The organism is Franzmannia qiaohouensis, assembly GCF_031451695.1.
Lineage (GTDB): Bacteria > Pseudomonadota > Gammaproteobacteria > Pseudomonadales > Halomonadaceae > Franzmannia > Franzmannia qiaohouensis.
Genome location: NZ_JARWAM010000004.1, coordinates 1 through 24463, shown reverse-complemented (window position 1 = coordinate 24463; position 24463 = coordinate 1). Strand labels below are relative to the sequence as shown.

At 63.6% G+C, this 24463-nt stretch carries 22 protein-coding genes; 19 read left to right on the top strand and 3 right to left on the bottom strand.

The features are described from left to right. Window positions 1-34 precede the first annotated feature (34 nt). Window positions 35-2677, top strand: a complete 2643-nt coding sequence (gene pepN, locus QC821_RS06025) for an aminopeptidase N (RefSeq protein ID WP_309718349.1) — start codon at window positions 35-37, stop codon at window positions 2675-2677. 31 nt (window positions 2678-2708) lie between these two features. On the opposite strand, the gene QC821_RS06020 is transcribed toward pepN, so the two are convergent. Continuing rightward, window positions 2709-2999: a hypothetical protein gene (locus QC821_RS06020; RefSeq protein WP_309718346.1), complete on the bottom strand. Its 291-nt coding sequence runs from the start codon at window positions 2997-2999 to the stop codon at window positions 2709-2711. 181 nt (window positions 3000-3180) lie between these two features. On the opposite strand from QC821_RS06020, the gene QC821_RS06015 reads away from it, so the two are divergent. The 4 genes from QC821_RS06015 to QC821_RS06000 all read left to right on the top strand — a co-directional run bounded on the left by QC821_RS06015 (window position 3181) and on the right by QC821_RS06000 (window position 7352). Then, the gene (locus QC821_RS06015; protein WP_309718343.1) at window positions 3181-3777 is read left to right on the top strand and encodes a LemA family protein; all 597 of its coding nucleotides are present in this window, start codon (window positions 3181-3183) and stop codon (window positions 3775-3777) included. Then, the gene (locus tag QC821_RS06010) at window positions 3778-5700 is read left to right on the top strand and encodes a M48 family metallopeptidase (protein ID WP_309718341.1); all 1923 of its coding nucleotides are present in this window, start codon (window positions 3778-3780) and stop codon (window positions 5698-5700) included. 62 nt (window positions 5701-5762) lie between these two features. Beyond that, complete coding sequence (gene yegS / locus QC821_RS06005; RefSeq protein ID WP_309718339.1) at window positions 5763-6683, top strand: lipid kinase YegS; 921 nt, start codon at window positions 5763-5765, stop codon at window positions 6681-6683. Window positions 6684-6764: 81 nt separating this feature from the next. Then, on the top strand, window positions 6765-7352 hold the full coding sequence (locus QC821_RS06000) for a hypothetical protein (RefSeq protein WP_309718336.1): 588 nt from the start codon (window positions 6765-6767) through the stop codon (window positions 7350-7352). Window positions 7353-7493: 141 nt separating this feature from the next. On the opposite strand, the gene QC821_RS05995 is transcribed toward QC821_RS06000, so the two are convergent. Beyond that, a complete protein-coding gene (locus tag QC821_RS05995) occupies window positions 7494-7700 on the bottom strand; it encodes a cold-shock protein (RefSeq protein ID WP_076748693.1) in 207 nt (68 codons plus the stop codon). Between the two features lie 347 nt (window positions 7701-8047). Here QC821_RS05995 and QC821_RS05990 point away from each other — a divergent pair, with 347 nt between their 5' ends. After that, window positions 8048-8692: a LysE family translocator gene (locus QC821_RS05990; protein ID WP_309718332.1), complete on the top strand. Its 645-nt coding sequence runs from the start codon at window positions 8048-8050 to the stop codon at window positions 8690-8692. A 13-nt stretch (window positions 8693-8705) separates the two neighbouring features. Here the strand turns inward: QC821_RS05990 and QC821_RS05985 are convergent, their stop codons facing one another. Next, window positions 8706-10655 carry a transglycosylase SLT domain-containing protein gene (locus QC821_RS05985; protein WP_309718329.1) on the bottom strand — a complete coding sequence of 650 codons (1950 nt, stop codon included), beginning with the start codon at window positions 10653-10655 and terminating at the stop codon, window positions 8706-8708. Window positions 10656-10828: 173 nt separating this feature from the next. Here QC821_RS05985 and QC821_RS05980 point away from each other — a divergent pair, with 173 nt between their 5' ends. The 13 genes from QC821_RS05980 to QC821_RS05920 all read left to right on the top strand — a co-directional run bounded on the left by QC821_RS05980 (window position 10829) and on the right by QC821_RS05920 (window position 24406). Further along, a complete protein-coding gene (locus QC821_RS05980; RefSeq protein ID WP_309718326.1) occupies window positions 10829-11314 on the top strand; it encodes a PaaI family thioesterase in 486 nt (161 codons plus the stop codon). 3 nt (window positions 11315-11317) lie between these two features. Continuing rightward, window positions 11318-11797: a PaaI family thioesterase gene (locus QC821_RS05975; protein WP_309718323.1), complete on the top strand. Its 480-nt coding sequence runs from the start codon at window positions 11318-11320 to the stop codon at window positions 11795-11797. A gap of 92 nt (window positions 11798-11889) precedes the next feature. Further along, window positions 11890-13794 carry a molecular chaperone HtpG gene (gene htpG / locus QC821_RS05970; RefSeq protein WP_309718320.1) on the top strand — a complete coding sequence of 635 codons (1905 nt, stop codon included), beginning with the start codon at window positions 11890-11892 and terminating at the stop codon, window positions 13792-13794. A 165-nt stretch (window positions 13795-13959) separates the two neighbouring features. Continuing rightward, window positions 13960-14559 carry a cysteine hydrolase family protein gene (locus tag QC821_RS05965; RefSeq protein WP_309718317.1) on the top strand — a complete coding sequence of 200 codons (600 nt, stop codon included), beginning with the start codon at window positions 13960-13962 and terminating at the stop codon, window positions 14557-14559. Window positions 14560-14620: 61 nt separating this feature from the next. Continuing rightward, on the top strand, window positions 14621-16192 hold the full coding sequence (locus QC821_RS05960; protein ID WP_309718314.1) for a Re/Si-specific NAD(P)(+) transhydrogenase subunit alpha: 1572 nt from the start codon (window positions 14621-14623) through the stop codon (window positions 16190-16192). A 16-nt stretch (window positions 16193-16208) separates the two neighbouring features. Beyond that, window positions 16209-17651 (top strand): NAD(P)(+) transhydrogenase (Re/Si-specific) subunit beta, encoded by a 1443-nt coding sequence (locus tag QC821_RS05955; protein ID WP_309718311.1) that lies wholly within the window; start codon window positions 16209-16211, stop codon window positions 17649-17651. 99 nt (window positions 17652-17750) lie between these two features. After that, entirely contained in the window at window positions 17751-18818 is a 1068-nt protein-coding gene (locus tag QC821_RS05950; RefSeq protein WP_309718309.1) for an NAD(P)H-dependent glycerol-3-phosphate dehydrogenase, read from the top strand. Beyond that, on the top strand, window positions 18808-19293 hold the full coding sequence (gene sixA, locus QC821_RS05945) for a phosphohistidine phosphatase SixA (protein ID WP_309718307.1): 486 nt from the start codon (window positions 18808-18810) through the stop codon (window positions 19291-19293). The genes QC821_RS05950 and sixA overlap by 11 nt, the downstream gene beginning before the upstream one ends. Window positions 19294-19605: 312 nt before the next feature. Further along, window positions 19606-20523, top strand: a complete 918-nt coding sequence (gene kdgD, locus QC821_RS05940; protein ID WP_309718304.1) for a 5-dehydro-4-deoxyglucarate dehydratase — start codon at window positions 19606-19608, stop codon at window positions 20521-20523. A gap of 29 nt (window positions 20524-20552) precedes the next feature. Continuing rightward, on the top strand, window positions 20553-21602 hold the full coding sequence (locus tag QC821_RS05935; protein ID WP_309718302.1) for an ABC transporter substrate-binding protein: 1050 nt from the start codon (window positions 20553-20555) through the stop codon (window positions 21600-21602). A gap of 98 nt (window positions 21603-21700) precedes the next feature. Then, the gene (locus QC821_RS05930) at window positions 21701-22144 is read left to right on the top strand and encodes a tripartite tricarboxylate transporter TctB family protein (protein WP_309718300.1); all 444 of its coding nucleotides are present in this window, start codon (window positions 21701-21703) and stop codon (window positions 22142-22144) included. Window positions 22145-22159: 15 nt separating this feature from the next. Beyond that, window positions 22160-23671 carry a tripartite tricarboxylate transporter permease gene (locus QC821_RS05925; protein WP_309718299.1) on the top strand — a complete coding sequence of 504 codons (1512 nt, stop codon included), beginning with the start codon at window positions 22160-22162 and terminating at the stop codon, window positions 23669-23671. A 30-nt stretch (window positions 23672-23701) separates the two neighbouring features. Beyond that, window positions 23702-24406, top strand: a complete 705-nt coding sequence (locus QC821_RS05920) for a UxaA family hydrolase (RefSeq protein ID WP_309718297.1) — start codon at window positions 23702-23704, stop codon at window positions 24404-24406. Window positions 24407-24463: the final 57 nt, after the last annotated feature.

The window sequence follows — 24463 nt, the reverse complement described above, 5'->3', positions numbered from 1 at the left end:
AATGGGGGCAATTTCCGATCAGGAGCTTTCCTCGATGTCAGCACCCCAGCCGACGTATCTGCATGACTACCAGCCGCCCGCCCACCGGGTCACCCACACCGAACTGACCTTCGACCTCGCCCCCGGGGCCACTCGGGTCAAGGCGCGGCTGCATGTGGAGCGTCATCCTGAGCGTGATGATGCCGCCGAATCGCCGCTGACCCTCGACGGCGAGCAGCTGTCACTCAAGGCCATCGCCATCGACGGCCAGCCCCTCGATCCCGACGAGTACCGGGTCAGCGACACCCAGCTGATCGTGCATCGGGTGCCCGAGCGTTTCCTGCTCGACACCGAGGTGGAGATCGCCCCCGAAGCGAACACCGCCCTGGAGGGCCTCTACCAGTCCAACGGCATGTACTGCACCCAGTGCGAGGCCGAAGGCTTCCGGCGCATCACCTACTACCCCGACCGCCCCGACGTCATGGCGACCTTCTCCACCACGCTGATCGGCGACGCCCAGCGCGAGCCGGTGCTGCTCTCCAACGGCAACCCGCTGGAGCGCGGCGAACTACCGGGCGGGCGTCACTTCGTGACCTGGGAAGACCCTCACCCCAAGCCCTGCTACCTGTTCGCGCTGGTGGCCGGCGATCTGGAGAAGGTCGAGGATAGCTTCACCACCGTGAGCGGGCGCGAGGTGGTACTGCAGATCTGGGTCGAGGAGGAGAACCTCGACAATACCGACCACGCCATGGCGTCGCTTAAGCGCGCCATGGCCTGGGACGAGCAGACCTACGGCCGCGAGTACGACCTCGACCTGTTCATGATCGTTGCAGTCAACGACTTCAACATGGGGGCGATGGAGAACAAGGGCCTCAACATCTTCAACTCGGCGGCGGTGCTGACCCACCCGCAGACCGCCACCGACGCGGCCTTCCAGCGCGTCGAGGGCATCGTCGCCCATGAATACTTCCATAACTGGTCGGGCAATCGGGTGACCTGCCGCGACTGGTTTCAGCTCTCGCTCAAGGAGGGCTTTACGGTCTTCCGCGACCAGTGCTTCTCGGCCGACACCAACTCGGCGCCGGTCAAGCGTATCGAGGACGTGGCGTTCTTCCGCACCGCCCAGTTTGCCGAGGATGCCGGCCCCACCGCTCACCCGATCCGCCCCGACCACTACATCGAAATCACCAACTTCTACACCCTGACGATCTACGAGAAGGGTGCCGAGGTGGTGCGCATGCTGCGCAATCTTGTCGGCTGGGAGGCCTTCCGCCAGGGCAGCGATCGCTACTTCGAGCGCTTCGACGGCCAGGCGGTGACCATCGAGGACTTCGTCGACTGCATGGCCGAGGCCTCGGGGCTCGATCTCGGCCAGTTCATGCGCTGGTACTCCCAGGCTGGCACCCCGGAGATCGACGCCCACGGCGAGTACGACTACGCCAAGTCCGAGTATCACCTGACCTTGCGCCAGCGCACTCCGGCCACGCCGGGCCAGCCCGACAAGCTGCCGCTGCACATTCCGGTCCGCCTGGGCCTGGTCGGCACCAAGTCCGGCGAGGATCTACGCATGACCCTGGATGGCGAGGTGATCGGCAAGGATGCCGTGGTCCATCTGCGCGAAGATGAGCAGCACTTCGTCTTCACCGATATCGCCGAGGCACCGGTGCCGTCGCTGCTGCGCGGCTTCTCGGCGCCGGTCAAGCTGCGCTTCCCCTATTCGCGGGAGGATCTGGCCTTCCTGCTGACCCACGACTCCGACGGCTTCAACCGCTGGGACGCCGGCCAGCGCCTGGCGCTGCTGGCGCTGGATGACCTGATCGCCGCCCACCGCAACGGCGTCGAGAAGGTCATGGACGTGCGCGTGGTCGAGGCCTTCCGCGGCCTGCTGCATGCCGAAACGGACGACAAGGCGGTGCTCGCCGAGATGCTCACGCTGCCCTCGGAAGCGTATATCGCCGAGCAGCAGCCGCTGGTCGACGTCGATGCGATTCACGCAGCGCGCACCTTCGTCAAGCAGTCGCTGGCGATGGCGCTGCGCGACGACTTCCTGCGCGTCTATCACGATAACGCCAGCGACGCGCCTTATGCGCCTGAGCCCGAGCAGATCGCTGCGCGCAGCCTCAAGAACGTGGCGCTGTCGTATCTGATGAGCATCGAGGACGAAGAGGGCATCGAGCTGGCCCAGCGCCAGTTCAGCGCCGGCCATAACATGACCGACGTGCGCTGCGCACTGACCCTGCTGACCCACAGCTCACGCGGCGATCTGGCCGATCCAGCGCTCAGGCTGTTCAGCGAGAAGTGGGCCCACGATCCGCTGGTGATGGACCAGTGGTTCAGCATCCAGGTGACGCGGCCGCAGTCCGACGTGCTCGAGCGGGTGACGTTCCTGATGGATCATCCGGCGTTTTCGCTCAAGAACCCCAATCGGGTACGCGCATTGATCGGTGCCTTCGCCGGACAGAACCGCGTCAACTTCCACCGCATCGACGGCGCCGGCTACCGGCTGCTGGCCGACGTGGTGATCGAGCTCAATCGCCTCAATCCGGAGATCGCCGCGCGCATCATCACTCCGCTGACCCGCTGGCAGCGTTTCGACGAGCAGCGCCAGGCGCTGATGAAGGCCGAGCTGGAGCGGATTCGCGCCGAGGAGCTGTCGCCCAACGTCTTCGAGGTGGTGGAGAAGGCGCTGGCGGAATAGCCGAGCGCAGGCAGTTTTCGTACAAAAAAGGCTAGCGGCCGATTAGCCAGCTCAGTACCACCAGGCCAAGGAAGGCCCAGACCAGGGTGGCGATCAGGCGCCGGGCGAGCAGCGCACGCAGCGCGCAGTAGAGCATCCACACGCCGACGATCAGCAACAGCAGGCTGAACAGGGTAGGGTTGATGCCCATGGCACCGCTGAGACCGCCAATGAAACCCTCGACGGCGCCGCGCAGGCTGGAGAAGAAAATCACCAGTAGATCGACGATCCAGCGCAGGGTTTCGCCGATCAGGGTGCCTAGCCAGTTGAAGAAGTCTTCCATGGATATCCTGTGCCACGGCGGAGCAAGCCCAAGAATTTGCGGGCTTGCGGCGGCGAGGTCAAGCGTCGAGCGTTGATCGCTGCCACCGTGCTGATCATCAGACTACCCTGTTGTAGTGTAATCTCTCTATCTGCAGCAGTTGATTTTCACGGCGCACTGCGCCACGGACCAGAGACCGGTTATGTCGATTACCAGCATTGTTCTACTCGTGATCGTGGTGGCGCTGATCTTCTATGGCGTCAGCATCTACAACAGCCTGGTGGCGCTGCGCAATCGCTACCAGAACGCTTTCGCCCAGATCGAGGTGCAGCTCAAGCGCCGCTACGACCTGATCCCCAACCTGGTCGAGACCGCCAAGGCCTATATGTCGCATGAGCGTGACACCCTGGAGGCGGTGGTCCAGGCCCGCCAGGGCGCCATGAACGGTCTCGCGGCCGCCGCCGAGAAGCCCGGCGATCCCCAGGCCATGGCCCAGCTGTCCAGTGCCGAGGGTGCGCTGGGCTCGGCGATGGGGCGGCTCAACGTGGTGATGGAGGCGTATCCCGATCTCAAGGCCTCGGCCAACATGCAGCAGCTCAGCGAGACCCTGACCAGCACCGAGAACCGTGTCGCCTTCGCCCGCCAGGCCTTCAACGACGCGGTGATGCAGTACAACACCTACCGCCAGCGCTTCCCCACGGTGCTGCTGGCCGGGACCTTCGGCCACGGCGAGGATGCCGCGCTGCTCGAGTTCGAGGACAGCGAGGCGATCCAGGAAGCGCCCAAGGTTTCGTTCTAGATGGCGGCGCCGAGCTCGATGGACTTCTTTGCCGCCCAGGATCGCGCCCGGCGCAATACCGGGCGCCTGGTGGTGCTGCTGATCGTCGCCGTGGTGTCGCTGGTGGCGATGGCGACCCTGGCGGTGGCGCTGGTCATGGCGATCAGCGAGGGCAGCCAGCAGCAGGCCGGCGGCGAGCCGCTGGCACGCGCCCTCGACCCCTACCTGCTGGGCAGCGTGGCGCTGGGCGTGCTGGCGCTGGTGGTGCTGGGCAGCCTGTTCAAGCATCTGCAGCTGCGCGCCGGCGGCCGTGCCGTGGCCGAGGCGATGGGCGGGCGGCTGCTCAACGGCAATGTGCGTGACGCCGACGAACAGCGCATGCTCAACGTGGTCGAGGAGATGGCGATCGCCTCGGGCACGCCGGTGCCGGCGGTCTACCTGCTCGAGGAGCCGGCGATCAACGCCTTCGCCGCCGGCCACTCGCCCCAGGATGCGGTGGTCGGGATCACCCGCGGCGCCATCGAGCGCCTCGACCGCGACGAGCTGCAGGGGGTGGTGGCCCACGAGTTCAGTCATATCTTCAACGGCGACATGCGGCTTAACCTGCGCCTGGTGGCGCTGCTCCACGGCCTGCTGCTGATCGGCCTGGTCGGCCACATGGTGCTGCGTGGCACCGCCGGCCGGCGCATGCTCGGCGGCGGCAACCGCAACAACAACGGCCAGGCGGCGATGCTGGCGCTGGGCGCGGCGCTGATGGTCGTCGGCTATGTCGGCACCCTGTGCGGCAACATCATCAAGGCCGCGGTGAGTCGTCAGCGCGAGTTCCTGGCCGATGCCTCGGCGGTGCAGTTCACCCGCGACCCGAACGGCATCGGCGGTGCGCTGAAGAAGATTGGCGCCCACCAGCAGGGCTCGCAGCTGGAAGCCAGCAACGCCGCCGAGTTCAGCCACCTCTACTTCAGCCGCGGGATTCGCGCCGCCAGCGGCATGCTGGCGACCCATCCGCCCCTCGACGAGCGCATCCGCCGCGTCGACCCGCAGTGGGACGGCGAGCTGCCGAGCAGCGCCGAGCGCAGCGACAGCGGCGAGGAGACGGCTGCGGGCCCGGTGCCCAGCGGCGAATCCCGCGGGCGCGATGCCAAGAAGCTGATGGCCATGGCGCTGGCCACCATCGGCCAGCTCGACCAGGCCCACCTCGACGATGCGCGCCGGCGCCTGGACGCCCTCGACCCACGCCTGCTTGAGGCCGCCCATGACCCCGGCGCGGCGCGGGCGGTGGCCTACGGCGTGCTGATTCACCTCGAGCCGAGGACCCGCGCGGCCCAGCGTGAGCTGCTCGATGGCGCTGCCGACCCCGGCGTGCTGCGCGAACTGGATGCCCTCGAGGCACCGCTGGCGGAATTGCCCGCCGACCAGCGGCTGGTCCTGCTGGAACTGGCCATCCCGCTGCTCAAACAGCTCTCTACTGCGCAGTACGCCACCTTCAAGCTCTGCCTGGAACGGCTGATCGCCGCCGAAGCGGCGCCGGGTGCCCTGCACTGGGCGCTCTATCGAGTGCTGGTGCAGGGCGTTGAAGGGCGCCACAGCCGGCGCCGTGACCGGGCCCTCTCGGCCCTTGCCGAACCGGCGGCGGTGCTGCTGTCGAGCATGGCGCGCGCCGGCAGCGATGACGACGACGAGGCACGCCGCGCTTTCGCCACCGGCGTGGCGGAACTGGCACCGCTGGCCCTCGACTATGTGCCCGGTCCGACCGCCTTCGGCGAGCTCGACATGAGCCTCGACCGCCTTCAGCGGCTCAACGGCGAGGGCCGCCGTCAGCTGCTCGCAGCCCTGGCTGGATGCGTCGAGCACGATGGGCGGGTCAGTGCGCGCGAAGCCGAGCTGTTCCGGGCCCTGGCAGAGGCGCTGGACTGCCCGCTGCCGCCGCTGCTCGACGTCGACTGAGTGGCTGGCCAAGCCGCGTGTGGCGCGGCATGATGGCGCTGTAACCCCATGAGACGGAACTCATGACAGACGATAGAGCACGCGTAATTCTCAACGGCAAGTCGGCCCAGATACCGGAGGTCAGGGAGGCGATCAAGGCGCTGCGTAAAGCGGGTGCCAATCTCGAGGTGCGGGTCACCTGGGAGGCTGGCGATGCGCTGCGGTTCTGCGCAGAAGCCAGTCGCGAGGGCGTCTCGCGACTGATTGCCGGCGGCGGTGACGGCACCGTCAATGAGCTGGTCAACGGCCTGATGCAGCTCGACCGAGCCGAGCGCCCGGCGCTCGGCGTGCTGCCGCTGGGCAGTGCCAACGACTTCGCCAACGGCGCAGGCATTCCGCTGGAGCCGCGTCTGGCGCTGGCACTGGCACTCGAAGCCAGCCCGCGGTGGGCCGACGTGGTATGCCTGGGCGGCCAGTACTATCTCAACATGGCCTCCTGCGGTTTTGGTGCCGAGGTCACCTCGAGCACGCCCAAGGCCATGAAACGAATGCTCGGCGGCGGGGCCTACTCGCTGATGGGGGCGCTGCAGGCCTGGCGCTACCAGCCCTACCAGGGGCGGCTGAGCTGGCCGGAGGGCGAAAGCGATGCGCCGCTGTTCCTGCTGGCCATCGGCAACGGCTGCCAGGCCGGTGGCGGCCAGCGACTGGCACCCTCGGCCAAGCTCGACGATGGCCTGCTGGAGGTACTGATCGTGCGCGACTTCGAATCGCTCAGCGGCCTCAGGCAGGCCCTCGACGAACTCGCAGCACTGCCGGCCTGCGGCGACTACGTGAACTACTTTCAGACCACGCGGCTACGTTTCGACAGTGACGCAGAGCTGCCGCTGACCCTCGATGGCGAGCCCTTCGAGTGGAAGCATTTCGAGGCCGAGGTGCTGCCCGGCGAGCTGGCGCTGCTGTTGCCGGCCAAGTGCCCGTTGATGAGCTTGGCCCCCGGCTGTTGATTGATCGGACTTGTGGCCAGCCCACGCCTCTGGTCAAATACTGTTCAACCGTAACGCCGTGATATCAAAGGAGAGGTGGACATGAGGCATAAACCCTGGATACCGGCAGCCATGGCGCTGGCGCTGAGCCTGGGACTGACCGCCTGTGGTAACGGCGATGATGAGCCGGTGGTGGAAGATGAGCCGGTCGAGGAGACCAACGGCGCGGCACCGGTCGACGACGATGCCGACGACGTGGCGATGCCCGACACCCAGGACGATGAGGCCGTCGACGAGCCGGACGCCGCCGCACCGGAGGAGGAGCCGGCCCTGGGCGACGACGAGCCGTTGGCTAGCGATGAGGATCCCTTTGAGGCCGACGCGGCCGAGGACCTCGATACCGGCGAGACCCTTGGCGAAGGCCCGGGTACCCTGGACGACGACACGGCCCTGCCGGGCGAGACCAGCGACTCGGACATTGACGCCTTTATGGAAGAGACCGAGCGTCGCTTCGAGGAGGCTCAGCGTCAGATCGAGGAGCAGTTCGAGGAGGTCGAGAGCCAGCAGCCGGGTAGCGAGGCTGGCGACTTCGAGTTCGACGAAAGCCAGTTCGACGAGCCGGATGTTGGTGATTCGCCGTCGCAAGGCGCCTTCGACGACGAGTTCAGTTCGCCCGACACCCAGAACTGATCCAACGCCACAAAAAAGGGCCACCCAAGAGGGTGGCCCTTTTTCCTACCACTTGCTTGCAGCGTTAATGCGATTCACACCTGTTGATGTCAAGAACGCATGGATGGCCTGGGCAACTGGCGGGAATCAAGGCAGCAACGCTTAGTTGGCAACCTTGATGTTGGCGGCCTGAAGGCCTTTCTTGCCCTGAGTGACCTCGAAGGTCACCTTCTGGCCGTCCTGCAGGGTCTTGAAGCCTTCAGCCTGGATTTCGGAGAAGTGCGCGAACAGGTCATCGCCGCCGTCGTCCGGAGAGATGAAGCCGTAGCCCTTGGTGTCGTTGAACCACTTGACAGTGCCAGTTGCCATTGTCGATTTCCTTAACTAACTAAATGATGGTGCTGGGCCGCCATGCGTCGCATGAGCGAGCCCGTAGTGCGTAGGTCGAGCGAAGGTGAAAGCGCACGGGGAGTCTCGAAGGAATCGATCAACAACTGACGTCATTCAACCTGCAAACCAACGCAGCGGATAGTGCATCAGCGCGTGGCGGCAGCGTCAATATGTCGCTGCCAATCCGCTTGCGATGCCCGCCAACCCAACTGTAGATGGAAAAAACCAGAGCGTCCAGATAATCTCCGGGCCTGCCGCTGGGCTCTCGCCGTTGGCAGAGATAGCGTAGTATGGCGTCCGCCGATATCGCCCGGAGGATTGCCTGCATGCTGCTGGACGCCCAGTTCTGGCCCTTTCTGATCGCTATTATCCTGCTCACCATGAGCCCCGGAGTGGACACCCTGCTGGTGATTCGCAACACCGCGCGGGGCGGCGTGCGCGACGGGGTACTCACCAGCCTGGCGATCTGCTGCGGGCTGTTCGTGCACGCCGCGGTGTCGGCGCTGGGGATCTCGCTGATTCTGCTGCAGTCGGCCTGGGCCTTTCATCTGCTCAAGCTGGTGGGCGCCGCCTACCTGATCTGGCTCGGCGTGCAGAGTCTGCTCAGCGCGCGGCGCGGCGTGGCGCTGCCGGTCGCCGCCATGGGCACCGCACGCTCGCCTGTGCCGGCCTGGGTGCCGCTGCGTGAGGGGCTGCTGTCCAACGTGCTCAATCCCAAGACGGTGGTCTTCTACATGGCCTTTCTGCCGCAGTTCATCGCGCCCAGCGACCCGGCCCTGCTCAAGTCGCTGTGGCTGGCCGGAGTGCATTTCCTGATCGCCAACCTGTGGCAGATCGCCATCGTGCTGACGGTGGGGCGCGCCGGCCAGTGGCTGGCCAAGCGCTGGGTGTCGCGCTGCCTGGAGGGGGCCACCGGCACGGTGCTGATTGGCTTTGGTGTGAAGCTGGCCCTTGAACAGCGCCCCGCTTAGCGCGGGGCGCTGTTCAGTTGCGGGCCAGTAGCGAGGCGTCATAGCGCACGTTGCGCTCGGCCGGGGTGAGCATCGCCACGCCGCGGCTGTCGCCGCCGTTGGCCAGGCTCTCGAAGATCACCCGGTAGGCGAGCACCGCCTGCACGTAGTCGCGGGTTTCGCGGAACGGGATGCTCTCGACGAACAGGTCGAACTCCTCCGGTGCGTCGCGCAGCCAGCGGTCGACACGGCCGGGGCCCGCGTTGTAGGCGGCGGCGGCGGCCAGGCGATTGCCGCTGTAGCGGTTGGTCATGTCGCGGATGTAGGTGCTGCCGAGGCGGATATTGAGCGCCGGGTCGAGTACGCCGTAGGGGCCCGGGTCGCTGATGCCCAGCTGGCGGCTGAGCTGGGTGGCGGTGCCGGGCATGATCTGCATCAGGCCGCGGGCGCCGGCCGGCGACAGCGCCTCGGTGTTGTAGGCGCTCTCTCGGCGGGCGATGCCCATCAGCAGGTAGGGGTCGACGCCGGTCATCCGCCCCCAGTGCAGGAACTCCTCATGGAACGCCTGCGGGAAGCGCCACTCCAGGGCATCCCACATCTGGCCGGTGATGGTGGTTTGCACCAGCTTGGCGTACCAGCCCTGGCGCTGGGCGTAGTCGGCCAGGGCGTGGGCCTCCTGGTTGCTGGCGCGGGCCACGGCGGCATACCACTCGCTGTTGGCCAGGCCCTGCTCGCCGATGCGCATCAGCGCCTCGGTGCGCTGCACCACCGGCCAGTTGGCGACCTCCTGGCGGTAGTCGTCGTTGAACGCGGCGCGCTCCATGTTGAGTTGATAGGGCTGGTCGATACGATCGGCGGCGGCGAAGGCGAAGAAGCTGCGCCCCTGGGCCGCGCGCTGATAGGCGGCACGGGCCGCCTCGCTATTGCCCAGCATCTCGTTGCTGCGTGCCAGCCAGTACTGCCAGCGGCTGTCGCTGAGGGTGTCCTCGGGCATTCTCTCCAGCCACTGCCGGGCGTCCTGCCAGTCGCGGCGGGCCAGGGCGTTGCGTACGCGCAGCTCATACAGGCTGCCGCTGACCAGCCGCGGCAGGGCCTCGTCGACCCAGGCCAGGTTCTGGCGCACGTCGCGGACCATGGAGTAGAACGCCAGGTCGTGTTCGATGTCGTGGCGGGCGTCGCTGTCGATATTGAGATGCGGCGCGATCTTGCGCCACGCCTCCAGTGCTGCTTCGGTATCGGCACGCGTGAAGCCGTGCATGGCGGCGGCGAACATCGCGCTGCTGCCGCGCCCGTCGGGGCCGACCCTCGCCGGCACCTGGGTCACCGCGGCGTAGTCGCCGCGCAGGCGCTCCACGGCGTCGCGGGCGTCGTCCCAGTCGCTGCCGAGCAGCCGCCCGAGATAGCTCATCAGGCCGCTTTCGCCGCTCTGCCAGGCCAGCATCTTGCGCCCCCAGACGTCCTCGGCGCTGATCTCGCCGCTGGCGCGCAGACGATTGAACAGGGTGTCGCAGGCCGAGGGTTGGGAGTGCCCGACCATCCACAGCTCGCGACCGCCCTCGGCGGCGGCGGCCGGGTCGCTGCCGAGCAGGGCGGTGTAGTAGTAGCACTGGCGTTCGCCGCCGCTGGGCACGCCGTCGCTGATCGCCAACAGGCTACCGAAGCGGCCGGCCTGGCCGTAGCGGCTCTGAGCCTGGCCGCGCATCCACTCGGCCAGCGGCGAGTCGGCGTGGCGCTCCATGAAGTCGAGGATCTGACCCGGCTCGGCCTGGGGCAGGCGCGCGCGCAGACGATGGTACTCGACGTAGCCGGCCAGCAAGTGGTCGTCGATGCCGGCGGCATCGATGCGGCTCCACTCCTGGTTGCGGGCTGCTTCCAGGGCGTCGCGCATGGCCTGGTCGCGGCTCTGGTCGGCGTGAAGTGGCAGGCTGAGGGCCAGGGCGGTAAACAGGGTGACGACACCCCTGGCGAGACGAATATGCTGCATGACGGCGGTGCCTCTCGGTGCGTAGGGACTCGACCTGTCTATCCTCGCCGATGCGCCGCCCGCTGAGTAGTGTCGCGCAGCGGCGACAGGGGCGGCTAAGGTCGACGTTGCCGGTGCAGGGGATTTGACGCTAAATAGACAATCATACGTTTGAATAGTCAATCGAGGCGGCGATGAGCACCGGTGGTGAACGTACACCCGAGGCCTGGCAGGCGGCGCTGACGCGCTTCGTGCAGGTGATTCCCCATACCCAAGCGCTGGGGCTCGAGGTGGTGGAGGCTGCGCCGCCCAGGGTGACCATGCGCTTGCCGTGGCACGACGACCTGCTCGGCGACAGCCAGCGCGGGCTGGTGCACGGCGGCGTGCTGAGCATGCTGCTGGATACCCTGTGCGGCTCGGCGGTGCTGTGCGGCCTGCCCGAGCCGGAGGTGTGTCCGACCCTCGATCTGCGCGTCGACCACTACCGGCCGGCGCTGGCCGGTCACGACCTGCACGGTGAGGCCTGGGTGGTGCGCATCTCCGAGTCGGTGGTGTTTACCGAGGGGCGGGTCTGGCAGCAGCCGGAACGCATCGTGGCCCGCGGTATCGGCAACTTCGTGCGCCTGGGCCCGCGCAATACGCCGCCGGGTTTTGCCGCGGCGCTGTTCGGCGAGGAGTAGCACATGTTCGAGACATCGATCGCCAGCCAGTGGCTGGCTCACACCCGCGAGCATGGCGACCTGGAGGCGTGGTTGGCGCTGGTGCCCTATGCCCGGCGCATCGGCGTCAGCGCCGAGGTCGACGACCACGGCGTGCTCTTCCACCTGGCGCCGCAGCAGGGCAACGTCGGCAATGTCCTGCTGCCGGCGCTGCACGGCGGGGTGGTGGCAGCATTCATGGAGACCGCCGCCTCGCTGGACCTGATGCTGGCCACCCGCGAGCCGCGGCTGCCCAAGATCATCGACTTCTCCATCGACTTTCTGCAGGCGGCGCGGCTGGCGCCGACCCAGGCGCGCTGCCGGCTGCTGCGCGAGGGCAAGCGCATGGCCAACGTCCAGGTCACCGCCTGGCAGCAGAGCGAGGCGCAGCCGGTGGCCACGGCGCGACTGCACTTCGCCCTGGCCGACCCCGACGCCGCCTCGCTGATCAACCGCAACGCTTGAAAAGCGCACGCTGAGCCCCATATCACGATCACGTTACGATCTGGCGCCGAGAGGCTGCCTTTTTTCACTGTGATCCTATGAGGGCTCGTTCCATGGCCACTGCCACTCAAGAAGAAACCCTGGGTTTTCAGACCGAGGTCAAGCAGCTACTGCATCTGATGATCCACTCCCTGTACTCCAACCGGGAGATCTTCCTGCGTGAGCTGATTTCCAATGCCGCCGACGCCTGCGACAAGCTGCGCTACGAGGCACTGGACAACGATGCGCTGTACGAGAACGACAGCGAGCTGCGGGTCGAGATCGAGGTCGACGCCGAGGCCAATAGCGTGACCCTGCGCGACACCGGCATCGGCATGAACCGCGACGAGGTGATCAAGAACCTCGGCACCATCGCCCGCAGTGGCACCGCCGAGTTCCTCCAGCAGCTCTCCGGCGAGCAGCAGAAGGACGCCAAGCTGATCGGCCAGTTCGGCGTCGGCTTCTACTCCGGGTTCATCGTCGCCGACGAGGTCGTCGTGCGGACACGCCGTGCCGGGGAGCCCAGCGAGGCCGGCGTAGAGTGGCGCTCCAAGGGCGAGGGCGAGTTCACCATCGCCGAGATCGAACGTCCCGCCCGCGGCACCGAGATCGTGCTCTACCTCAAGGACGACGCCAAGGAGTTCGCTGACGACTTCCGGCTCAAGAGCCTGATCCGCAAGTACTCCGACCATATCGACGTGCCTGTGCGCATGCCCAAGGTCGAGTCTGCCAAGGACGAAGACGGCAACCCCATCGAGGGCAGCGACGTCACCACCTGGGAGACCGTCAACGAGGCCACCGCGCTGTGGGTGCGGCCCAAGAGCGACCTCAGCGACGACGACTACAAGGCCTTCTACAAGCACGTCGCCCATGATTTCAGCGATCCGCTGACCTGGAGCCATAACAAGGTCGAGGGCAAGCTCGAGTACACCAGCCTGCTCTACGTGCCCGGCCGTGCGCCCTTCGACCTCTACGAGCGCGACGGCGCCCGCGGCGTCAAGCTCTATGTGCAGCGCGTGTTCATCATGGATGACGCCGAGCAGTTCCTGCCGCTCTACCTGCGCTTCATCAAGGGCGTGGTGGACACCAAGGACCTGTCGCTCAACGTATCCCGAGAGCTGCTGCAGCAGGACCCGCAGGTCGAGAAGATGAAGAGCGCGCTGACCAAGCGCTCGCTGGACATGCTCAAGAAGCTGGCCAAGGACGATGCGGCCTACCAGACCTTCTGGAATACCTTCGGCAGCGTGCTCAAGGAGGGCCCCGCCGAGGACTACGCCAACCGCGACAAGATCGCCGGGCTGCTGCGTTTCGCCACCACCCACACTGACAGCACCACCCAGGACCAGTCACTGGCGGCCTACGTCGAGCGCATGCAGGAAGGCCAGCAGAAGATCTACTACATCGTCGCCGACAGCTTCAATGCGGCCAAGAACAGCCCGCACCTGGAGATCTTCCGCAAGAAGGGCATCGAAGTGCTGCTGCTCTCCGACCGCATCGACGAGTGGCTGATGAGCCACCTTACCGAGTTCGACGGCAAGTCCTTCGTCGACGTGGCCAAGGGCGAGCTGGACCTCGGCGAGATCGAAGGCGAGGAGGAGAAGAAGGCCCAGGAGGAGACCGCCAAGGCCAAGGAAGACCTGCTCAAGCGCGTCAAGGAGGCGCTGGGAGAAGAGGTCCAGGAGGTCAAGGTCACTCATCGCCTGACCGACTCGCCGGCCTGCGTGGTGCTCCCCGAGAACGAGATGGGCTTCCAGATGCGCCGCATCATGGAAGCCGCCGGCCAGCCGCTGCCGGAGGTCAAGCCGATCCTCGAGCTCAACCCCGAGCACGCCCTGGTGGGCCGCCTCGAGGGCGCCGAGGGCGAGGCCTTCGGCGACCTGGCGCGGATCCTGCTCGACCAGGCGATCATCGCCGAGGGTGGTCATCTCGACGATCCGGCGGCCTACGTCAAGCGTCTCAACGCGCTGCTCACCGCCTGACGCCTAACACCTCCCGAGTCGGGTAAGCATCGATGGCCCCGACGGCGCTACGCCGGCGGGGCTTTCTGCGTCTGGGGCCGCGAATTTCCCGCGCGTTGGCTGGGCGGTCGGCAGAGTCGCCGTTCAACGCCTATGCTGCAGTGAATTCCCGCAAGAGGCAGCGCAATGAATCGTCAGGTCGGCCAGACCAAGCTACGCATCTGCGATGCCCGCGACGAGGGTGCGGCGCTGATGATCATCGATGTCCAGCAGGCCATCGACGACACCCGCTACTGGGGTGAGCGCAACAATCCCGAGATGGAGGCGCGGCTGGCCGATCTGCTGGCCTGCTGGCGCGGTGGCAACGGCAATATCGTGCACGTGCGACACTTCTCGCGTACGCCGCGCTCGCCCTATCGTTCGGGCCAGCCCGGCGCCGACTTCAAGGAGTGCGTGATGCCACGCCAGGGCGAGCGCGTGGTCACCAAGCACGTCAACAGCGCCTTTATCGGCACCGACCTAGAAATCTGGCTGCGCCGCCACGGCGTGGCGCGTCTGGTCGTGGCGGGTGTCGCCACCGCGCATTCAGTGAGTACCACGGTGCGTCATGCTGCCTGCCTCGACTTCGCCGTCAGCGTGGTCGAGGATGCCTGCGCCACCTTCGCGGTGGAAGACCGCCACGGCCAGCGTTGGCCTGCCGAAGAAGTGCAGCGCTTGAACCTGGCGCTGCTCGACGGCGAATATGCAGAGATCGCTTCGACCCTGGAGGTCGTCAGGCACTACTGACGGCTCGACCCACAACAATACGCCATCACGCCTAGCTTCGATGACAAGGAGGGGAATGCACGTGAAAATTGGAGCACCCAAGGAGACGTTTGCCGGTGAGGCCCGAGTGGCCCTGACTCCGGAGAGCGCTGGACACATCCACAAGCTCGGACACGAGTGCCTGGTGGAGCGCGGCGCCGGCCTGGCCGCTGGCTTTGATGACGACGCCTACCGCGAGGCCGGCGTTACCCTGGTCGATAGCGCCGAGGCGCTGTGGCGCGAGGCCGAGGTGGTGATCAAGGTGCGCGAGCCGTCGGAGGCCGAGGCCGATCTGCTGCGCGAAGGGCAGACGCTGATCAGCTTCTTCTGGCCGGCCCAGCAGGAGGCGCTGCTGGAGCGCTGCCGGGCCAGTGGTGCCAGCGTGATCGCCATGGACATGGTGCCGCGCATCTCGCGGGCCCAGAAGATGGATGCGCTCTCCTCGATGGCCAATATCGCCGGCTACCGCGCGGTGATCGAGGCCGGCAACAACTTTGGGCGCTTCTTCACCGGCCAGGTGACCGCCGCCGGCAAGGTGCCCCCGGCCAAGGTGCTGATAATCGGCGCCGGAGTGGCGGGGCTTGCCGCGATCGGCACCGCGACCAGCCTGGGGGCGGTGGTTCGCGCCTTCGATGTGCGCCCCGAAGTGGCCGAGCAGATCGAATCCATGGGTGCCGAGTTCCTGTTTCTCGACTTCGATGACAGCGCCGACGGGTCCGAGAGCGGCGGCTACGCCAAACCCTCGAGCCCCGAGTTCCGCGAGAAACAGCTGGCGCTGTTCCGCGAGCAGGCGCCGGAGGTGGATATCGTCATCACCACCGCGCTGATCCCCGGCCAGCCGGCCCCCAAGCTGTGGCTGGAGGATATGGTCGCGGCCATGAAACCGGGCTCGGTGATCATCGACCTGGCCGCCGAGAAGGGCGGCAACTGCGACCTGACCCAGCCCGACCAGCGGGTGGTCAGCGACAACGGCGTAGTGGTGGTCGGCTACACCGACTTCCCCTCGCGCATGGCGACCCAGGCCTCGCTGCTCTACGCCACCAACGTGCGGCACATGCTTACCGACCTGACGCCGGAGAAGGACGGCGCCATCGTCCACGACATGGAGGATGACGTGATCCGCGGCGCCACGGTGGCCCACCAGGGCGAGGTGACCTTCCCGCCGCCGCCGCCCAAGGTCAAGGCGATTGCCGCGGCCAAACCCAAGCCCAAGGAGAAAGCGCCGACCCCCGAGGAGAAGAAGGCCGCCGAACTTGCCACCTTCAAGGCCCAGACCAAGCGTCAGCTGACGCTGCTCGGCGCCGGCGGGGCGCTGATGCTGCTGCTCGGGCAGATCGCCCCGGCGTCGTTCATGCAGCACCTGATCGTCTTCGTGCTGGCCTGCTTCGTCGGTTTTCAGGTGATCTGGAACGTCAGTCATTCGTTGCACACGCCGCTGATGGCAGTTACCAACGCGATCTCGGGGATCATCATCCTCGGCGCGGTGCTGCAGATCGGCTCGGGCAACTGGGTCGTGGTGCTGTTGGCCGCGATCTCGGTGCTGATTGCAACGATCAATATCGTGGGTGGCTTCCTGGTGACACGCCGGATGCTGGCCATGTTCCAGAAATCCTGAGCGGCGGAGACAGACTATGTTGGGTCAAGGATTCGTATCTGCCGCGGCAATTGCGGCGAGTGTGCTGTTCATCCTGTCGCTGGGCGGGCTGAGCAATCAAGAAAAAGCCAAACGGGCAGTGTGGTATGGCATCGTCGGCATGGCGTTGGCGGTGGTGTTCACCGCTCTGGGGCCGGGCATCGGCGCCTACTGGCTGATGATTCCGATGATCATCGCCGGCGCGGTGATCGGCTGGAAGGTCGCCAAGCAGGTGGCGATGACCGAGATGCCGCAGCTGGTGGCGGCGCTGCACAGCTTCGTCGGCCTGGCCGCGGTGTTCGTGGCCTGGAGCGCCGACCTCGAGCGGCGCCGGGTGCTGGCGGTACGCGCCACCGAAGGGGCGGTCGAGGAATTCTCGGCCTTTGCCGCGCTGGTTGCCACCAAGGCGCCCGACGAGCTGACCTTCCTGCAGCTCGAGGTGGTATTCGCCATCTTCATCGGGGCGGTGACCTTCACCGGCTCGGTGATCGCCTTCGGCAAGCTGGCCGGCAAGGTCGACGGAAAGCCCAAGCAGCTGCCTGGTGGCCACCTGCTCAACGCCGTGGCGGCTGGGCTGTGCCTGCTGCTGGCCATCGCCTACCTGAACGGCGCCGGTTTCTGGACGCTGCTGGTGCTGGCGGCGCTGTCGTTCTTCATCGGCTATCACCTGATCATGGGCATCGGCGGTGCCGACATGCCGGTGGTGGTATCGATGCTCAACAGCTACTCCGGCTGGGCAGCGGCGGCCATCGGCTTTACGCTCTCCAACGATCTGCTGATCGTTACCGGGGCGCTGGTCGGCTCGAGCGGGGCGATTCTCTCCTACATCATGTGCAAGGCGATGAACCGCAACTTCCTCAGTGTGATCCTCGGCGGCTTTGGCGGCACCAGCGGGCCGGCGGCGGAGATCGAGGGCGAGCAGGTGGCCATCGACGCCGGTGGCGTGGCCGCATCGCTCAACAATGCCGACAGCGTGGTCATCGTGCCGGGCTATGGCATGGCGGTGGCCCAGGCGCAAAACGCGGTGAGCGAATTGACCCGCAAGCTGCGCGCCGCGGGCAAGGAAGTGCGCTTCGCCATCCACCCGGTGGCCGGGCGTCTCCCGGGGCACATGAACGTGCTGCTGGCCGAGGCCAAGGTACCCTACGACATCGTGCTGGAGATGGACGAGATCAATGACGATCTCCCCAGTACTGACGTGGTGATCGTCATCGGCTCCAACGATATCGTCAATCCCGCTGCCCAGGACGACCCCAATAGCCCGATTGCTGGCATGCCGGTGCTCGAGGTGTGGCGCTCCAGGGTGGTAATCGTGTGCAAGCGTGGCCAGGGCACCGGCTACTCGGGCATCGAGAACCCGCTGTTCTTCAAGGACAATACGCGGATGTTCTACGGCGATGCGCGGGACAGCATCGACACCCTGATTCCGTTGATCGAATAGCCATCCTGCTGCGATCTTTTGTCCTCCAACGCCCCTCTCGAGGGGCGTTTTTGGTTACCATTCGGCGTAACGTTAACCTCAATAGGCTCAGAGGCAACCATGTCACAACAACCCACCCGGGTGGCGGTGCTCGGCGGCGGCAGCTTCGGCACCGCCCTGGCCAGCATCGCCGCCGACAACGGCTGTGCGGTGCGCCAGTGGCTGCGCGACGCAGCACTGGCCGAGGAGATCAACCGCGACCAGCGCAACTCGCGCTACCTGCCGGACTACGTCATCAACCCGGCGGTGCACGCCAGCAGCGATATGGCCGAGGTGCTGGACGCTGCCGAGCTGGTGCTGGTGGCGATCCCCTCCAAGGCGTTTCGCGAGGTGGTGCGCCAGGCGCGGCCCTACTTGAATGCCGAGCAGATCCTGGTGAGCACCACCAAGGGCATCCAGGAGGAGGGGTTCAAGCTGATGAGCCAGATCCTCGAGGAGGAGACCGGCTTTGGCCATATCGGCGTACTTTCGGGGCCCAACCTGGCCTCCGAGGTGGCCCAGAAGCAGCTCACCGCCACGGTCATCGCCAGCGATGATCCGCTGACCCGTGCGCGGGTGCAGAGCGTGCTCGGCTGCGACTACTTTCGGGTCTATGCCAGCAATGACCGCTACGGGGTCGAGCTGGGCGGCGCGCTCAAGAACATCTATGCCATCGCCGCCGGCATGGCCGCGGCGCTGGGCATGGGCGAGAACACCCGCAGCATGCTGATGACCCGGGCGCTGGCCGAGATGAGCCGCTTCGCCGTGGAGGAGGGCGCCAACCCCATGACGTTCCTGGGGCTGGCCGGCGTCGGTGACCTGATCGTCACCTGCTCGTCGAACCTGTCACGCAACTACCGGGTCGGCCATGCGCTGGGCGAGGGGCGCACCCTCGACGAGGCCGTCGAGGCGCTGGGCCAGGTCGCCGAGGGCGTCAACACCGTGCGCCTGGTGCGCGACAAGGCCAACGCCGATGGCATCTACATGCCGCTGGCCGAAGGCCTCTACCAGGTGCTGTTCAACGACGTGCCGGCGCGACAGATGGCCAAGATGTTGATGCAGGGCGAGCAGAGCAGCGACGTGGAATTCATCCTCTCTCGCGAGGACGTCAAGCAGGCACGCCGCCGGGAGACCAAGGATGGCGATTGAAAGGCTGTGGATCATGCGCCATGGCGAAGCCGCCCAGGGCTCGCCGGATGCGGCACGGCGCCTTACGTCGCGCGGTGAGGCCGATGTGCAGCGCATGGCCGCCTGGCTGGCCGATGAGCTGAGCGACGCCGAGTGCCAGGCGCTGCGCATCGTCGCCAGCCCCTTCATCCGCGCCCAGCAGAGTGCCGCGCTAGTCGCCGAGACGCTGGGTGGCGAGCTCGACACGCTGGACTGCATTACGCCCGACGACGCGCCAATGGCGGTCATCGACTGGCTGCAGGCCAATGCCGGCCAGCCGCTGCTGCTGGTCAGCCATATGCCGCTGGTCGGTGAGCTGACCGCCTGCCTTAGCGAAGGCCCCCGCGCTCGCGGGTTGGGCTTCGCCACCGCGGCGGTGGCCAGCCTCGAGGCCGAGGTGTGGGCCGCGGGCTGTGCCACGCTGCGTGGTTTGACGGCACCGGGCGAGCTGCGTTGAGTACACACCCGACATGATCCGGCCGCGCTGCCCGCTGGCCCTGTGATTCAGTGGGGGGCGCGTCCTGCCGACCTGGGGTATCAGCCCACGGCAGACGGTTGGCCTGTGCCTCGCTGCTGCCAAGGCATCTCATGGGTTATGTAATTTAGCCCCCCACGTTTGATTGAACTTTAGTCGGAAATTGACTCTCTCCCGCTTGTTCGCCGGGCACAATACCTCTAGCTTGTATGTTGTATGATGTATGACACCGACAAGCATCGGCGGTCGATGAAAACCGGGGGCGTTCAGCCTCCAGAGCAAGAGGGCAGACGGGTGAGGTTTTCCAACCAAGCAGTGAAACGTGCAGTAGGCGATGGGCTGTTATCGTTCCCCATCACCGATTTCGATGAGCAAGGCCGCTTCGATGAGGCGAGCTATCGTGAGCGCCTGGCGTGGTTCATCGGCCACGACATCTCTGCGGTCTTCGTCGCCGGTGGCACGGGTGAGTTCTTCAACCTGTCGCTCGATGAATTCCGTCGCGTGGTCGAGGTGGCGGTCGAGGTGGTCGACGGCAAGCTGCCGGTGATCGCCAGCGCCGGCTTGAGCGTCGAGACCGGCAAGGCCTTTGCCAAGGCCGCCGAGGAGGCCGGCGCCGACGGTATCCTGCTGATGCCGCCGTATCTGACCGAGTGCCCGCAGGATGGCCTGGTCGAATACGCCAAGCAGATCTGCGACTCGACCTCGCTGGCGATGATCTACTACAACCGGGGCAACGGCATTCTCAATGCCGAGTCGGCGCAGGCGCTGGCAGACCAGTGCTCCAACCTGGTGGGCCTCAAGGATGGCAAGGGTGACATCCAGTTGCTCAACAAGATCGTCAAGACGGTGGGTGATCGGCTGGTTTACGTCGGCGGCGTACCTACCGCCGAGATTTTCGCCGAGGCTTACCTCGCCATTGGGGTGAACACCTACTCTTCTGCGGTATTCAACTTCGTGCCTGACATGGCCGTGACCTTCTATAAGGCACTACGTAGCGGCGACAGCGCTTTGGTCAAGCAGATCACCAACGATTTCTTCATCCCCTTTGTGGACCTGCGGGATCGCAAGGCGGGCTATGCTGTCAGCCTGATCAAGGCCGGGGCAGCAATCATCGGCAGGCCGGCGGGCAACGTAAGAGCACCGCTGGAAATGCCGACTCAAGAGGAGCGCCAGCAGCTAGAGGAGCTGGTTGGTATCGCCAAGCAACTATAAAGATACAATAAGTTCAATGAGGTGAAATAATGAAAGTATCCAAGACTCTTATCGGATTCGGTTCCGCTGCCATGATGTCCGTAGTCGTTGGCAGTGGTATGGCATACGCTGTCGAGGGCCCCCTGCAAGGCAACATCCGGGTCGTGATCGGCTCCACATCGACGGGTGGCGATACCTACCAGAACTCAAGTATCGTCGTCGATCAGCTCTCCGAAAAGCTCGACCTCAATATGAGCGTCGATGCCGTGGGCGTGTCAGCTGCCTTCCGTGCTCTGGATCGTGATCCGCGTGGCAACACGCTGATGATTTTCCACGATATGTCGTATCTGGGCTATTTGTATGGTGTGCAGGGTTACGACGATATCTTCGAAAAGTACAACGTCGGACCGACCTTGGCTATCAACCCGGGTAATGCTTACTTGGTGCCGATGAATTCCCCCTACCAGTCACTCGATGACGTGATTGCAGCGGTGGCCGAGGGCGAAACCGTACGAGTGGCCATCCAGCCTGGTGGCGTATCCGAGATTGGCTTTAGTGCGCTAAAGAATGCTGTTGCGATTGAGCATCCGGGCATGGAAGATAACTTGGTTGCTGTTAATACCGGCTCGCAGGCCGATAAAAACCAACAGCTCTTCGATGGTCAAGCCGATATCATCAATGGTTCTGTTCAGGCCAATGAGCAGTATACTCGTCTGGAAGAAGATGATCAGCGCGCAATGCGTTTTATCTGGCTGACGGCACGTAACGAAACCATTCAGCAGGCGCCCGAAGAGGGCCTGGGACAGACTTCCCGCGAGCAGCTTCTTGAGTTTGTCGAGCCGAATGTCAACGTCACCATGGGTGACGATGAAGCATTCACCTTCGATAAGGAATTCTTCTTCCTTTATAACAAGGACATGGATCAGGCCATCGTCGAGCAAATTGATACTGCTCTCGCCGAGATCTACGAGGAAGGTGAAATTCAGGAGACTCAGAAGAACTCGTTCTTTATTCCTAATTTTAAACCCTCTTCAGAGTCCGCCGCATATCTTCAAGAGAAAAAGGCCGACTACGAGGAAATCATCAATAATATTCGGTGAGATCACAAAAGGCCGGCGCTGTTTGCCGGCCTTCTGTCATTTTGTGCCATCGTATATAAAGACAAGACGGGAATCATAATTCCTGAGTCGGAGCCGCTATGGAATCGGGACTTTCTAGTCTGCTCAATGTCTCAATAGATTTTGGGACATCGCATCTTTTCTTTCCAAGGATAGTTACCTGGATCATGGTCGGTCTGTTTGGCGTGGTGCTGGTGACCAAAATGCTGCCATTCCTTTCGGCAGTGAGGCGTGGGGAAAAGACCATGCCTATCATTGGTGAGTCAAGAGATAATTATCGCTTCTTTGGGTCGATAGCCTTGATCGTGGCATATTTCTATCTCATGGATGTGGTGGGGGATATGTTTCCCTACACAGGCTACGGGTTTTTATATGTCTCGATGGTTTTCGTGTTCCTGATGTCGCTTCTTTATATGCATGAGAAGACGAAGAAGGGAGTTGCCATTATAACGGCTATTTCCATAATCGCACCTGCCCTCGTCTGGTTCGTGATGGCCAAGGTGTTTTACATTACCCTCCCTTGATAATCGGGTGATATGATGGATTTTGTTTCTCATCTAGACTTTACATTTTTCCTGCTAGCCGGCTTGGGTGCTGTTCTTGGGGTTATTTTCGGTGCCATTCCGGGAATGACGGCGACAATGGCAGTTGCGGTTTGCCTGCCCCTGACATACGCCTTTGGGCTCCATCATGGGTTGGCACTGTTGCTGGGCCTGTATGTAGGGGGAATATCGGGGGGTATGGTTCCTGCGGTGCTTTTAAATATACCTGGGACACCATCATCCATAACCACTACCTTCGATGGTCACCCGATGGCCATGAGAGGGGAGGGTGAGAAGGCGCTCAAGATCGGTATCATCGCTTCGCTGGTTGGCGGCTTGATTAGTGCTGCGATACTGTTCCTGTTTGCCCCGCCCTTGGCTTATTTTTCTATAAAATTCTCGTATGTCGAGAAGTTCCTTATCATCTTCTTGGCGCTTACGGTGATTGCATCACTTTCAAGAAGTATGCTTGTAGGCATCTTTAGTGGCGTTATTGGCGTATGGCTAAGTTTGATCGGTGACTATAGCGTCTCAGACGGTGGTAACGGTAAAACGCGCTTGATGTTCGACTTTATGGAACCCTATCTCTTCGATGGGTTTTCATTGCTGCCCGTATTGATCGGTATCTTTGGCGTGTCAACGATCCTTATTGAAGCTGAGAAAGGCGTCAGAAATGACTTAAGTGGGGATCGTGTCAAGCTGGGTAGTAGCGGTGTTTTCAAGTTGTCCATTTATAAGGGGCGCTTGACCAATTTGATTCGCTCTTCGTTCATTGGCACCTTTGTCGGCATGCTGCCCGGGGTCGGGGGGAGTGCTGCTTCGGTGTTGGCTTATACTCAGGAAAAGAATTTTTCCAAGGATTCTTCCCAGATGGGCAAAGGCGCGCCGCAAGGGGTGATTGCATCTGAATCGGCCAACAACGCCTTGACTGGTGGCGCATTGATCCCGCTATTGTCTCTAGGGATACCGGGGGATTCTACTACGGCGGTGCTAATCGGTGCCTTTACCCTGCAGGGTATTCAGGTGGGGCCGCTCTTCATTCCCGAGAATACCGACACCTGGTATATCATGATGACGGCGCTGGTGTTTGCTAACATCGTGATGTTCTTGGTGATGTTTTTTGCGATAAAACATATCGCCAAGGTAGTGCTGGTTCCCAAGAATATTCTTTTCCCGCTCATCATCATGATGTGTGTGGTGGGTGCCTATGCGATCAACTATGGCATCATGTTTGATGTATGGACTCTCTTGATATTTGGCATTCTTGGCTATCTGGTACAGAAGGTCGGCCTGGAAGTGGCTCCTCTCATCATCGGCTTTATTCTGGGCAGCTCGGCTGAGGTTTATTTTGTCAAAAGCCTGGAATCTTTTGGTACCTTTGGCATTTTCTTCACGCGAGGCCCTATTGCCTGGGTCCTATGGGCACTGATCCTTGCCTCGATCACGTTCTCCATCGTGATGTCCTTGAAAGGGCGTGGCAAGAAAGATGATCAGCAAGCTTATAGCTGATCTCGGCAACCAGAACTTATAGGTAGGAATATGGCTGAGTCGGCAAAAAGAGTTATCAAGGTACACCCTGATGATAACGTTGCAATCGTTGTCGAGGTGGGCGGTTTGGCGGAAGGTGAGGTGTTGAACGGCGACCTTGTGGTGACAGCCGCAATCCCGCAAGGCCATAAGGTTGCCCTGGCTGATATTCTCATCGATGAGCCGGTGGTTCGTTATGCAGAGGTTATTGGTACTGCCGTCACAGCAATTTCACGTGGTGATCACGTTAATGAAGAGAATGTGAGGCTACCTGAAGCGCCATCGTTGGACGACTTGCCTTTAGCGACGCGACCCGTGACCAAACAGGAGCCGCTCGATGGGTACACCTTTGAGGGCTACCGCAATCCAGATGGCAGTGTCGGGACGCGTAATGTGCTAGGCATAACCACCAGCGTGCAGTGCGTTGCCGGGACCGTCGACTATGTGGTGTCGCGCATTAAGCAGGAGTTGCTGCCACGCTTTCCCAATGTCGACTACGTTGTAGGTCTTAATCATTCATATGGTTGCGGGGTTGCCATTAATGCCCCGGCCGCCATCGTGCCTATTCGGACGCTGAAGAACATCACGCACAATCCGAATTTTGGAAATGAAGTGATGGTCATCGGTCTTGGTTGCGAAAAGCTGCAACCCTCTACCTTGATCGATGATCAGCCTGTCAGGATCGGCGGTCTCAATGACCAAGCGCAACGCTATTGAATGGTGTTCGGATCGGCGACCGATTTCTTGAGTACCTCGGCGTAGACCTCCAACGGC